The organism is Oceanobacillus alkalisoli, from assembly GCF_022213125.1.
GTDB lineage: Bacteria > Bacillota > Bacilli > Bacillales > Amphibacillaceae > Oceanobacillus > Oceanobacillus alkalisoli.
Genome location: NZ_JAKNRA010000016.1, coordinates 19873 through 33573 on the forward strand (window position 1 = coordinate 19873; position 13701 = coordinate 33573).

At 39.5% G+C, this 13701-nt stretch carries 14 protein-coding genes; 4 read left to right on the forward strand and 10 right to left on the reverse strand.

The genetic code is table 11. From position 1 onward, the window contains the following. Positions 1-235 precede the first annotated feature (235 nt). Positions 236-1702: a sodium:solute symporter family protein gene (locus L3V42_RS15775; protein WP_238472432.1), complete on the reverse strand. Its 1467-nt coding sequence runs from the start codon at positions 1700-1702 to the stop codon at positions 236-238. Between the two features lie 124 nt (positions 1703-1826). On the opposite strand from L3V42_RS15775, the gene L3V42_RS15780 reads away from it, so the two are divergent. From L3V42_RS15780 to L3V42_RS15790, 3 genes are read left to right on the forward strand one after another with little or no spacing between them, the layout of a single operon-like run. Further along, positions 1827-3254 carry an amidase gene (locus L3V42_RS15780; RefSeq protein ID WP_238472433.1) on the forward strand — a complete coding sequence of 476 codons (1428 nt, stop codon included), beginning with the start codon at positions 1827-1829 and terminating at the stop codon, positions 3252-3254. A 36-nt stretch (positions 3255-3290) separates the two neighbouring features. Beyond that, positions 3291-3734: a M17 family peptidase N-terminal domain-containing protein gene (locus tag L3V42_RS15785; protein WP_238472434.1), complete on the forward strand. Its 444-nt coding sequence runs from the start codon at positions 3291-3293 to the stop codon at positions 3732-3734. Continuing rightward, positions 3700-3978, forward strand: coding sequence for a hypothetical protein (locus tag L3V42_RS15790; protein WP_238472435.1), 279 nt, complete (start codon positions 3700-3702; stop codon positions 3976-3978). The genes L3V42_RS15785 and L3V42_RS15790 overlap by 35 nt, the downstream gene beginning before the upstream one ends. A 64-nt stretch (positions 3979-4042) precedes the next feature. On the opposite strand, the gene L3V42_RS15795 is transcribed toward L3V42_RS15790, so the two are convergent. From L3V42_RS15795 to L3V42_RS15835, 9 genes are all read right to left on the reverse strand, one after another. After that, positions 4043-4960: an acetamidase/formamidase family protein gene (locus L3V42_RS15795; protein WP_235761249.1), complete on the reverse strand. Its 918-nt coding sequence runs from the start codon at positions 4958-4960 to the stop codon at positions 4043-4045. Continuing rightward, positions 4911-5114 carry a hypothetical protein gene (locus L3V42_RS15800; RefSeq protein ID WP_238472436.1) on the reverse strand — a complete coding sequence of 68 codons (204 nt, stop codon included), beginning with the start codon at positions 5112-5114 and terminating at the stop codon, positions 4911-4913. Before L3V42_RS15800 ends, L3V42_RS15795 begins: the two co-directional genes overlap by 50 nt. Positions 5115-5331: 217 nt before the next feature. Next, a complete protein-coding gene (locus L3V42_RS15805) occupies positions 5332-5478 on the reverse strand; it encodes a hypothetical protein (protein ID WP_238472437.1) in 147 nt (48 codons plus the stop codon). Between the two features lie 87 nt (positions 5479-5565). After that, positions 5566-6621, reverse strand: coding sequence for a calcium/proton exchanger (gene cax, locus L3V42_RS15810; protein WP_235761247.1), 1056 nt, complete (start codon positions 6619-6621; stop codon positions 5566-5568). 190 nt (positions 6622-6811) lie between these two features. Next, positions 6812-8917, reverse strand: coding sequence for a tetratricopeptide repeat protein (locus L3V42_RS15815; RefSeq protein ID WP_238472438.1), 2106 nt, complete (start codon positions 8915-8917; stop codon positions 6812-6814). 336 nt (positions 8918-9253) lie between these two features. Then, positions 9254-9925 carry a YczE/YyaS/YitT family protein gene (locus tag L3V42_RS15820; protein ID WP_238472439.1) on the reverse strand — a complete coding sequence of 224 codons (672 nt, stop codon included), beginning with the start codon at positions 9923-9925 and terminating at the stop codon, positions 9254-9256. A 480-nt stretch (positions 9926-10405) separates the two neighbouring features. Next, the gene (locus L3V42_RS15825) at positions 10406-10825 is read right to left on the reverse strand and encodes a GlcG/HbpS family heme-binding protein (protein ID WP_235761244.1); all 420 of its coding nucleotides are present in this window, start codon (positions 10823-10825) and stop codon (positions 10406-10408) included. Positions 10826-10929: 104 nt separating this feature from the next. Beyond that, entirely contained in the window at positions 10930-11151 is a 222-nt protein-coding gene (locus L3V42_RS15830; protein WP_238472440.1) for a LysR substrate-binding domain-containing protein, read from the reverse strand. Between the two features lie 155 nt (positions 11152-11306). After that, the gene (locus L3V42_RS15835; protein ID WP_238472441.1) at positions 11307-12113 is read right to left on the reverse strand and encodes a 3D domain-containing protein; all 807 of its coding nucleotides are present in this window, start codon (positions 12111-12113) and stop codon (positions 11307-11309) included. Positions 12114-12586: 473 nt separating this feature from the next. Here L3V42_RS15835 and L3V42_RS15840 point away from each other — a divergent pair, with 473 nt between their 5' ends. Then, positions 12587-13480 (forward strand): SDR family oxidoreductase, encoded by an 894-nt coding sequence (locus L3V42_RS15840; RefSeq protein ID WP_235761241.1) that lies wholly within the window; start codon positions 12587-12589, stop codon positions 13478-13480. Positions 13481-13701: the final 221 nt, after the last annotated feature.

Sequence of the window (13701 nt, forward strand, 5' to 3'; positions counted from 1 at the left end):
TCAGATTGGTTGCTACGCTGAAAATTAATAAGGTGTGTTCCCTTTCCATAAAAGAACAAACCTTTTTTAAATTTAGTCCGTATTTTTCTCTGATTTTCCTTTCCCATAAAACTTCCATAAAATAATTCCCTGTATAATTAAACCTCCTATTGCCATAAATAACCAAATGGATAACATAGGATTAATCCACATCAATTCTTAAGCTCCTTTCCTTATTGTTTTTTAACAATTAAAATTAACCATTCTGATCATCTGGCCGTTTTAATACATTAGCCAAAATGACCATCACCGCAATACCGACACAAGTTGCCCAACCGCCGGCTGCAAGCGGACTCGATTCAATTCCTGTGAGCACAATGATTAAATAGGATACAAGCCCAAAAATCATAGACGCTTCGGCCGCACGTGGTGAAGCTTTTTTCCGGCTGAAAACAGCGTACATAATAGGACCAAGTGTACCTGCAGAAACACCTGAAATCCCAATCCACATCAAGTCCCCAAGAAATGGAGGCGGACTTAAAACAAGAAAACACGCAAGTACTCCGACTACAATCACAGCCCAGCGACTAATGCGCCTCGCCGTCTTTTGCATTTGTTCTTCGGTTACTTTAACAATACCCCGCTTAACTAAAAATTTTCTATAAATGTCATTCGCAAAAACGGTAGACATGACGACAAACAATCCATCTGTAGTTGATAGCGCAGCAGCTAAAATCGTAACGACAACAAGTGCACCTAAAAATGCCGGCATGCCCCACTCGACATAAGCAAGTAAGCCTAAATCAGGATTTTGCAGCTCCGGTACAGCAACACGGCTATAAAAGCCACCGAATAAAACAAGTAAGCAAAGGATCGTCGTAATAATATATACAATAAACATTTTCCGTAAATCTTGAGGCTTTTTAAGTGACAATACTTTGTTGAATAGCTGAGGTTGGGATGCAAAAGCAAACTGAATGATAAATAATCCCAACACTGCTGAAAATGCGTAATAATTCGATTCCGGGTTAAAAACTTTTAATAAATTCCCGTCTTGTCCTTTAAAGTTCTCCGTAATATTAGTAAAAGCTGTATTCATATTTCCATCACCGAATATAACAATACCAGAAATAAATACAATGATAGCAACGATAATCATTAACATTGCTTGGATGGCGTCTGTATAAATGTCAGCATAAGAACCTCCTACAAACACATATGCTATAACAATAACCGCTATGATAACTAACCCTACACCATAACTGGTTCCAACAATCGTTTCAAATATTTGTGCACCAGCAGAGAATTGAGCAGCGATATAAAACAAGTTAAATAACATGATTAATCCAGAACCCACTCTTAGAAAGTCACTATTATAATAGTCTCCAAGCCAATCTGGAAGTGATAAGGAACGTTGGGTCGTATTTACTTTTCGAATCATTTTTCCAACTGTAAGAAAGCCGATAGGGGTAGCTACGGATAATGATAAATACAACCATAAGTTACTAAATCCCCATGCATGAGAATATCCTGGATAGCCCATAAATGTCGCAGCACTCATTACCGTTGCAGCGAAAGATAAGCCTAAAACAACGGGTCCTAAGTTTGCTCCACTTATAGCAAAGTCATCGATTGTTTTTGTTTTTTTCGTCGCAACTACGATTACTGCAATCATCGCTAAAATAAATATCGCCAATTGAATCCAAAACCATGTTGATAACATTATCTCCCTCCTAATGATTAGAATTTTTAAAAACCAATTTATTTCATTTTTATAAGCAATAATGTGCTTTTAAAGACATAAAGTGGTTGTACTACTATCAACATATCTAAAGGGGGAAGGTTTTATGAATGAATTCTTATTTAAAGATATTCATCGTCTGGCAAAACAAGTAAAAAAAGGAGAAATATCTCCAGTGCAAATTGTCAAAAGCGCGCTAGAACGAATTAAAAAAATTGATTCTAAATTAAATACGTTTATCACAATTAACGGAAAACAAGCTATTGCAGATGCGAAAGAAATGGAAAAGGATATTAAAAAAGGCAATTATAAAGGACCGCTTCACGGTATTCCACTCGGAATTAAAGATAATATTTTCACAAAAAATATTAAAACGACAATGGGTTCTGAAATATATAGGGATTTCACACCAGCGAAAAATGCCTTCGTAATAGACAGACTAATACATGCAGGGGCCATTATTATCGGTAAAAACAATACACATCAGTTTGCTTATGGCCCGACAGGAGATCGCTCTCATGTTGGGCCAGTACACAATCCTTTTAATACAATGAAAATGTCAGGCGGGTCCAGTGGCGGTTCAGCTGCCGCAGTTTCAGCTTATCTTTGTTATGGTTCTTTAGGAACAGATACCGGTGGCTCTGTTCGTGTCCCAGCATCTTTTTGCGGGGTTGTAGGCATGAAACCTACTTTTGGCAGTATTAGTAACCGTGGCGTCTATCCCCTTTCTTGGTCACTCGATCATGTTGGACCTTTGACAAGGTCTATAACGGATAATGCTTTATTATTAAATGCGATGGTTGCTTTTGACCGCGAGGATCCTAAGTCGATACAGCGAAAAAAAGAGGATTTCACTCGTCTATTGGGGATAAATGTGAGGGGGAAAAAAATCGGTATTCCTGCAACTTATTATTCCGAAGCCATCGATGAAGAAATTCAGCTTGCCGCCACGAAGGCCATCACTATTTTTGAAAAGCTGGGAGCAGAAGTAAAGCGAATTAATCTTTCCATTAGCGAAAAAAGTTTAGAAGCGCAAAGTATAATTCTTAAGACCGAAGCCTATGCCGTCCATGAGAATAATCTCAAGAGATATCCAGATCCTTGGGATGTGGAAGTAAAAGAGAGATTACTGACCGGTGTTCTAGCAAAAGGATTTGAATTTGCTCAGGCGCTTCGGCAGAGGGAAAATGCAAAACAGGAGTTCAACGAGGCGCTCAGTGATTGTGATATTCTCCTGACCCCTACCATGTCTATTTTGCCGCCTGAAATTGGAAGTAGAGATACAACAAGTAGCAATGGAGATAAAAGTCATATCCGCTCGACAATTACGCGACTGACCTCTCCGACCAATTTAACGGGACTTCCGAGCTTATCCATTCCTTGTGGTTTTTCAAAAGATGGCCTGCCTATTGGAGTACAACTGATAGGAAAAGAATTGGATGAAGCAACTTTATATCAGTTCGGTTATGCCTTAGAGCAGGAACTCGACCATGAAATTAATAAAAAACGTAATGCTGTCATGCTATCTTTATAGGTAGCATTTTCCAGCAAAGTTAAAGGAGAGAACGAAATGAGCATGAAGGCTACTATATTATTTGCAAATGATCCATTAATTACGGGCAAATCCCTAAAGCAATTTGTAGAAAACAGCTCAACATCCATTAATAAGGTATACAAGGGTGGCGAGTTATTTGTTGTTATAAAAAAAACGGAAAGAGGAACGAAATCCTATGAAAATGTGAGAATGACAGCTGGATCCATTGCCCGTGAGTTAAGCAAACAGAAGGTGGAATATGCTTCTATAAATGAAAATGCGCTTACAGGAGCGTACGACTCGTTAGAAAAAGGACTGGTCGTAACGGCTTTTGTTGAGGGGTGGGCATTAGGTTCCTATCAATTCCTGAAATATAAATCGATAAAAGAGGCTTTTAAGACAAATTTACAAGTAGATGGCTATGGCAAAACACAATCCTATATAAATGCAGGTCAAATACGAGCAGATACTGCTAGTTAACGCATATGAAAGCTACTTAGCAAGTGATTATGCTGATTTCAACAATACCGGCAGTAAAGCGGAAGCCGGGTCAATCGTTGCAGCATTGTTCCTCCGTCGTTCCATTCCAAAATCCAGTAAGTGGCTGCATGTCGATATGGCGGGCATGATGACCAGTCAAGAAACAGGTTATTACGCGAAGTCCGCTACTGGGTTTGGTGTGAGATTATTAGCTGACTTTACGGAGCATGTATCGAAAGACTAGTGTGCGTATATACAAATAATCGTGGATAAGGTCGATGGCAAGATCTTACCCACGATGATTATAACTATTTCTTAATCAAGTCAATCTCTAATTGTTTGAGCAACCATTTCGGCACGACAAATCGAGCTGTTTTTAACGGATTGACAACTTGACAGACTTCCAACTGAGCGTTCATGCTCACGAGCATGGTCACTTCACTCAACGAACGGCCCGACTTTTCGGCAATACGCCGAGTCATGAGTGCTGTAGCAAGATTAGCCGCTTCATCAAACGTTTGACCTGTCGCAATCTGCGTAAACACTTCGTCATTTTCAAGCATTGGCTGCTCCAGCTTGTCACTTTTTATTACATCCAACCTAACGGTGACCTCGCCTGCTATCTCTACGCCAGTTCCACTTACTTCCCCGTCACCCATTGCTGCATGGAGATCTCCAAGGGCAAAAAGAGCACCATCAGCAGACACCGGGAAATAAAGGGTTGCTCCTTCTTTCACCATCGTATTATCCATGTTTCCACCGTGAGCACCTGGTGTTCCGGAGTTCACTCCTTCACCTTCAGGAGCAACACCGATAACACCTATCATTTTGTTTACTGGGGCTTCCACTCCGTTAAACCGTACTTTATCATCTTTTATCTGCATGATTCTCGCTTCCATTTTTTCGATGGACTCACCCATGACACCCAATTCTGGCACAACAGCCATCACACCTTGATCCTTAACATCAATCTTTTCAATCTTGACCTTTAGAATATCTCCCGGCTTGGCGTTTTCAACAAATACAGGGCCTGTTGCTGGATTGATTCGGTTCCAATCGATTCTGCCGATAACCGTGTCTTCTGATTGAATCTGATCTTCAAAGCAATCATAAGTCTCAATCGTTAACGTTGTTCCTGATGCAACCTTCTTTGTTGGCACATTTTCTTTATTGAATTCATAAATAATACCTGAATCTTTCGTTAGTTTTGTGATTACTTCTGCCATTGTCTACTCCTCCTATGTTTCTATTATAATTATAAATATAATGAATTTCATAATACGTATTTAATGCTTCACCATCACCATATGTAGTTGAGTTGGTTCGTTCCCAACTACATATGGTGATGGAAAAGCCGACTTTGGTAATTATGAAAATCATTCAATAAATTGAATGAAGCAGTTGAGAACCATCATGAAGTTTTATGTAATATTGTATCAAACATTTGTGATCACTGCACTTGATACAGCTTTTATCAAGAAGTAAAAGTCTGGTAAGTGTTCCAGAGAACATACAAATAAGCGCACTTCCCTGTTCTCATTTAAGGGTAAGTACGCTTCTTATAATTCCCTGTTATTGGCAAGGGAAAAGTAGCATTTTAATTCCGCATTGCTCCTGCTTCTCGAGATGTCATTGCACCTTGTCCCCGGCTCACACCTTTCCGAATCTCCTGTTTTACCTTATCTGGATTTGTTCCAGATTTACTGGATTCTAATTTCTGTTTAGTTTGGTGACCTTGCCGCATCTAATACCTCCTATGCTGATTGCTTAACAGGTATATTATTTACATAATCAACTGGAATATCCGCGGAACCCTCGTCTTCCCTTCTCATCAAATAAAATAAAATCCAATCCCCATAATAAAATACGCTGCAATTAACGCTAATCCATCAAACCAATTCGAATCGCCATCACCCGACAGGATAATCATTAAAAATACTGCTGTCACCATACTGATTAATTCCGGCCACGTGAAAACAAGCGGCATGGATGTCGTAAAGAATTGGGATAGAATAACAAGAATAGGCAGGACAAACATTGCTACTTGCAAGGTTGAACCGACAGCAATTTCAATTGCGACATTCATTTTATTTTTATAAGCCATGATGACGGCTGACGCGTGCTCTGCCGCATTTCCAACAATGGCAACGATAATCACACCGATAAATAGCTCCGACCAGCCAAATGTCGCCCCTACCACATCGAATGTCGAAACCAAGCCTTCTGATACATAAGCAACGGCAATTGTTGCGAGTGCTAATATCATGATAGCTTTTCCTTTTCCCCATTCCGGTATTTCCTCTTCTTCATTTGATTGCTTTTCCGCGGGCTGGTAAACCCCGCGGTGTGTTACAAATTTAAAAAGCAGAGCGGCTAAATATAATACGATTAAAATGATGGAAACACCGACACTAAGAAACATGGTTTCCTGTTCATTCATCGTATGTGTAAACACCTCAGGAATAACAAATGCTACAATAACAGCAAACATGAGAAGTCCAGCATTATGCCGCGCTTCAAAAATATCGAATGATTGACGCTTATACTTCAGACCACCTACAAAAAAGGAAAGTCCTCCAACAAGAAGCAAATTTCCTAAAACAGACCCTGTTAACGAAGCAAGGACGATACTAATCAATCCTGCTTTAAGCGCAAAAATGGATATAATAAGTTCAACAGCATTACCAAAAGTGGCATTAAGTAACCCGCCGACCCTAGGTCCCAATACAATTGCCAAGCTTTCCGTAGCCCTTCCGATAAAACCTGCTAAAGCGATAATGGTTAAACAATATATAATAAACATAATCACTGCTGACCACTGAAAAATCGATCCCGTGACAGCAAGCGGTAATCCAATACAAACGAGTGCAGTAAATAACTTATTCATTACCTATCTCCGCCTTATATGATGATAAAGTTAGCATTCCCGTTGTGAAAGCAAACTAATCATGAGAGGAAAGCTTCAATAAGCCCACATCTATTATTCAGATGTGGGCTTATTGAGGTTAAATGAGTACGTTGTTAATAGAATAAGTCTTCTTATAGAAGCTAGGTCTATATATGCTCTCCAGTAATAATTAACTTATCGCACCTATCTCATTCATTAAATCATAATGACGAAGTTTTAACTCAAACAAGATAAGGGGATCTTGATATAACTCGGGCTGTTCACGCATCTTATTTAAAGAACCGTTCTGTTCTGCTATAGCTGCTTGTACTTCCTCGATTATATGATGAAGCTCTTCCTGTGGATGTAAGAAAAACTTGTTAACATCCCATTCGATGGATTCCTCAAAAAACTGTAATTGCTGGGTAAATGTGTTTGTCATTTCCCCTGCCACTTCACTGTAATCTGCATTTTCGATATAGTCCTTATACCTACCGAGGAGCATCTCTTTATTTTTTGATAAAGGAGCTAACAATTTCCCCGCACCTTTTAATAACAGCTGGGAAGGATTATTCCGCAACAATATATTTATTTCTTCAAAACGTGATGCTCCCCTTGATATTCGCTCAATATCCCGTTTCCAGTCATCCAATACTTTAAAGTCGCCGGACAATACAACTTTCTCTTCTTTAAATTGCTCGTTTATATTTTCACTCACTTCATTAAAGAGCATCTGACTTTCTTGAAACTCTCTTTCACTAGTTTCTAGCCATTCCTCTGTGGCAGATTTAAAATCAGCTAAGACTTCCATTTCCATATAATGTGCCATCCGGTTATTCATTTCCTCATTTAATACAAGGTGAAGTTTGGAAAAGTCACTGTCCTCCTTCACTAAATCGGAACAGTTCTTCAGCAGCTCGGGTAATTTAACCTGCACCTTCTCCATTAATTTATGCTCTAAATCACGGAACGAACTTGTCATAGTCTTGGCCTTTTCTTTTTCCACATCAAGTATCTCTTGACGGAATTCATGCAATTCTGTTAAGACTTCTTCGCTCCAGTCGATTTCCCGCAAAACAACATTCTCGAGTTCCGCCTGTTGATCTGAAATATATGCTAATGCATCTTTAATAACATCTCGCACCCTTGTTGGGCCTACCTCTTCTATTTTATATTCATCTAGTCTTGGCCCCATATACTCTGTTAACCCTTCCAGCATGCCTTCTTTCTCCGCCCACACTTTAATAGAATCCAAAAGCTCTATACCTTCTTCTTTAGCGTTTTGACTCGGACTAGCATTTTTAAACGCTTGTTCTGCTTCTTGAACCAAAGCTGCATCCAGCGCTGACGGGAAGAGCTCATTCCAAGCCAGTATTGCAGCTGAAGAGCTGAGCCTGTCGGAAACTTGGGAGACCGCTAACCAATTCGTTAAATGATCCGGTACTAGAGCCGAAATATCGTTCATGAAAAATCTGCCACTAATGAAATAGAAATACCCTTCCTTAAATAAGGATGGTAGCTTCTTCCAGTTGTAAGAGGCTTCCATGTTCTCATACAAGAGAAGCTGATTTATCTCTTCTAGCCAACGAAAATAAAACTCGCTCTGCTTAAAGCTGTTCCATAATCCAGCCGTCAAACGTTCAAATTGATATTTATCTATAGAATATAATGTCACCAACACGTTATTGAAAAAGCTTGGCTCATGGTTAGCTGTCACGCCGAGGTTGGCATACCCTTCCAACACCTCAAACCAATGGAGAGATTCCGTCCGGATTGCCTCGTTAATGGCGAGCTCTATTGCACTATCCCAATCTTGAATACTTTCAAAATAACGCTTTGCTATTTCTGTTACATCGGCATAATCCGGATTTAATTGAACCGCCTTCTTAATGATATCAACAGCCTTTTCTTGTTTGTCTTGTTGGATATACAGCGAGAAAAGTTGCAGTAAGACTTCCGTTTTCAATAGAACAGAATCCGTCTCTACTTCCTGATAAAACTTCTCTGCGTAATCCAATAAGCCCATTTCCATGTGCGCATCCGCTATATTTTTCTGTCCCCATGGTATGAAGGCTTTGTCCAAAGGATGCTGCCACTTATAAATCGCAGCTTCATAGTCTTGATTCAAGAAATAAACTTCTCCTTGAGCAAAACGGATAGCGGAAAGTTCGGGCTGTTCCCCTTTCATTTCTTCCATATACATCACACCCAATGTCTTGATTGGATGCTCTTTTTCATTTTCATCTATAATCGTTTGATAAAAGGATTTCATAATTAATTCATTCTCAGCTGTCACAATCATCCCTCCGTATCTTATAATAATTTCGACTGACTCATTTTCACACTGATACATAATTAATCGTATTCATTCGTTCACGTATCAATCACCAAATTTTACTACAGGATGGTAAAGGGTACAAATCTTATCGTCAAAAAATGCTCCTCCCCCACCAACTTGCTTCTTAAAACGTACACAAATGGCTAGAACGCCAATCCATCACTGTAGAAATAGCGCTCCTTGATTTCAAAAAGTGATTCGATTAAACGATACTTCATTAAGTGAGAGCTTTATGAGCAGTTCAACGCGGTAAATTTCTGGATAGGCTGGATTATTCCCACTCGGAACATGGATTTAACCAATTTTATCCTCGGATATGAATCCATCCCTGCTTCCAGCATAAGTAGACACCTGTTTTTCTGTCATCAAATCGTCTAATATTTTCTTACTGTATCCTAATGCAGTCTGCATCACCGGGCCAAGTCCAAAAGCCATGATGACCGTACCAAGACCGATTGGCCCGCCTAATAAAAATCCAGCGAACGCAACAATGACTTCTATCATCGTACGTGCAACACGTATACTAAGTTTAAGTTTTTTAACGATAAGCAGCATTAAGCTATCTCGCGGTCCTGCTCCCAGATCCGCCGAAATGTAAATACCAGAACCACTACCCAGCAATAAAATGCCTAGAATAAAACTGACAAGTTGCAGAGGAAAAGTTTGGGGATCAGGGATCAGCCAGTTAAAAAAGTCGATAAATAAACCGACCAGAATCATATTCAAAAAGGTGCCTATTCTTGGAAATTTACGTAGACCAATAGAAGCAATCGTAATAACGATAATTCCAGCAATAATGGACCACATGCCAATCGATAGCCCTAGATTTTGGAATAATCCGATATGCAGCACATCCCAAGAACCAACACCGAATCGCTGACCTTTAATGGTTAACGATGCTCCGAGACCTAACAGCATGATTCCGATAAAAAAGAATAGCCAACGGTAAACAAATGCTTTAGTCATCTATATCCTTCTTTCTTTTAATGTACGGCAGAAAATGCGTATATTTTTCATCATTAATAATTACTCAACTTAATGAATTTCATAATACGTATTTAATTTTGGTAATTATGAAATGCAATCAACTAATCTATTATAGCAGATAAAGCTTACTTATTGAAATTAGTTGACCAATATGACTAAAGCCGTCAAATTCTTTGAGTCAGCGGAAACTCGCTACCAATTGCACACTTCTAAGGGAAATTTTAAGAAGGAAGATAAAGCTAGATTTAAACAGATTAAACACTTGAATTTTAATGCTTAAAGTTGTATCCAATAGACAAAATCGCTCAAATCAACCACAACCCGTTGAAAGAATATGGAGTGTTAAACTTTCTATATGGAATAGAAAAAAATCAGTCCCCTGCCATGCTAATCCTTTAGCACAACAAGGAACTGACCCTACCACTTCAGAGATTCGCCTCTATGGAACAATTGCTCCACTCATCTTACTTTTATATTTTCAAATACATCAACCGCAGCCTGGGCAACTTGGATATCATGCTCAACAGCACTTCCACTTGCGCCGACAGCACCGATTACTTCATCATTTTCCACTAAAGGGATGCCTCCGCCAAAGAGAACTAACCGTCCATTATTTGTTGTGTTCAAACCATAGAGCTCTGCGTGCGGAACAGTCGCTTCAGCTAAATCTGCTGTTGGCATTTTTAATGCAACCGAAGTCCATGCTTTGTTTTGCGCGATATCAACGCTAGCTAACCATGCATCATCCATACGATGTACTGCAATTAGATTTCCACCTTCATCCACCACAGAGATAACCATCTGGATTCCAAGCTCTGCTGCTTTTTTCTCGGCTCCTTCGATAAGCTGTTTGGCCAACTCAAGATTCATTTTAGTCATGTATGATATTCCTCCCTTTTTTATTAACAATAACTTCAATAAAGTCTACAAATCTAGATAAAATCGCCGAATGACGGGCACTGCTTGCCCTAGAGGGTCCCCGACTATTTTTTTAGACTGTCATAACTTACTTTTTTGTTATCTGCTATTAAAACAAGTTCCTCTTTAAAAACCTCAATCTGCTCAATGTCAGGGTGATTCCCAAATCCTGTAACAAAGGCACCGTCTAATTTGCGATTCAAAATATCTCGTATTAAATCATTGTTGACACCTGTTTTCATGGTTAACTCTACATTTGGATAATTATTATGATTAATGAATTTCATAATATGTATTTAATGCTTCACCATCACCATATGTAATTGAGTTGGTTCATCCCTAACTACATATGGTGATGGAAAAGCCGACTTTGGTAATTATGAAATTCATTCAACTATTTAATAAACATCTAGTTAGACCTTCATACAAAAAGGCAGTCTGATCACTCTATAAGCGTGATGTTTACTGTTTTTCTACCCCAGTTGTATGCTTCCTTCTTTGTCGGAAGATGTACATCTATTTTATATCCTTTGATGGCACCGCCTGTATCACCTGCCACGGCATATCCATAGCCTTCTACAAAGACCTGTGTACCTAGCGGAATAACATTAGGATCTACGGCAATGACTTTTGCGTATGGATCGTTATTCAGATTAATTCCAGTTGCCGTAATACCAGAACAGCCAGAGCAGCCTGCAGTATAGGCGGTTGCTTCAACTGCAAATGTTTCCCCTTGAACGTCATTGGTTGTTGTTTCCTTTACCTTTTCGGATGATTCAACTTGCTCTTCTTCTACTTCTTCACTTGCATCGGCGCCTGTCTCAACTACCGGTTCATCAGCTGTTTGCTCCACCTCTTCGGTTGTTGTCTGTTCAGCTCCAGTTCCATTCACCGTTAAACTCTGCCCCGTTATTATCAGATCAGCAGATAGATTATTCCATTCCTTCAATTTATCAACTGTTACATTATCACCATATGCATTACTAATATGTGTAAGGGTATCTCCCTCCTGCACAATATAAGCCTCTGCTTCCGTCTCTTCCACTCCGAGTTTCAATACTTGTTTCGGATGAATTAATGACGTTTTGAGTTCGTTTATTTCCATCAATACTTCAACAGTTGTATTATGTTCATTCGCTATTTTCCAAAGACTGTCTCCCTTTTGCACCTCATAATCAGCTGCTGACACTGATGTCGCAGCAATACCAATCATAACCAGACCTATCAATACGGATACTAACTTTTTCATTAGTAGTCCCCCTTTTGTTATTGATAAGTCTAATCCTAGCATGAGGAAGTCCCTCTGTGGTTACAGCTTGTTTAAGAGGTTATTACAAATAATCCTAATATATTAAAAATTTGATAAATATTTACTTTTAGGTTCTATTTACTTTTTTTAAACATATGAATGAATTTCATAATTACCAAAGTCGGCTTTTTCATCACCATATGTAGTTGGGAACGAACCAACTCAACTACATATGGTGATGGGAAAGCATTAAATACGTATTATGAAATTCATTAATATAAGAAGCATATCTATACTCCAAATTCTAGTTAATTGACGTAGTGCAGAGTGAGTGAGAAAAGAGTAAGGTTTGGAGAAGTTTAAAGAAAATGAACTTAGGGAAAATCATTAAAGCACAGGGTGACAATACAATTGCGCAACCTGTTTAATAGGGTATTCAGATCTTTTTGCGAACAGATAGGAGATGATTTTTAATGAAAAATTCATATCTAACCGACCCACGAAAGATGTTCCATACGGAAGAGTTTCCGGATCAGGAACAGAACACTCCAGCGATACAAAATAAAATGAGACCTAAACCTGACAGCGGAGAAGAAGCTTATAAAGGAAACAATCGCCTGGAAGGACGCAATGCCTTGATTACTGGTGGCGATTCCGGGATTGGCCGTGCCGCTGCTATCGCTTATGCACGCGAGGGTGCCAATGTTGCCATTCAATACTTCCCCGGAGAAGAAGAAGATGCCAACGAAGTCAAAGAATTAATTGAAAAAGCAGGCAAAAAAGCATTATTGCTGCCGTATGACTTGCGGGATGACGGAGCAGCAACGGAGATTGTTACAAAAACAGTGGAAGCTTTTGGAAGACTAGACACACTTGTATTGAATGCCGCGCAACAAATCGCTCAAGCCTCCTTGAGTGATCTTCCAATGAAGCAAGTGCATGACACCTTCAAAGTTAACATCATCAGCATGTTTGAGACGGTAAAAGCGGCTGAAGAACATCTCGAACCAGGAAGCGCCATTATCACAACGACATCCGTTCAATCGTTTGATCCTTCCACCCCTTTATTGGATTATGCAGCTACAAACGGTGCAATCAGCAACTTCACGGTTTCCCTGTCTTCGTACTTTGCGTCAAAGGGGGTACGTGTCAATGGTGTCGCTCCAGGTCCAATTTGGACGCCGTTACAACTCGATAACGGAAAATTGGAAGGGCAAATCCCTGAGTTTGGGCAAAACGCTCCTCTTGGCCGTGCAGGACAGCCGGTAGAGCTTACGCCGGTGTATGTTCTTCTTGCATCCGATGAAGGGAGTTATATCACCGGTCAGATTTACGGGGTGACTGGTGGAAAACCGATCAACTTGTAATCTTCAGTGTGAGACAAACAAATCCCAGAAATCAGTGATGCTTCATTGTATCGGAATCTATTACTGGAAGGGGCACGAAAAAAAGGCGTCAATCCTCTGATATACAAAGGATTGACGCCTTTTTAGATAGTGATTCCGATTGGGCTCGAACCAACGACCTCTACCCTGTCAAATCTGTAGTAATCATATTCTCATTTATGTTTATTTACAAAAACACTTGA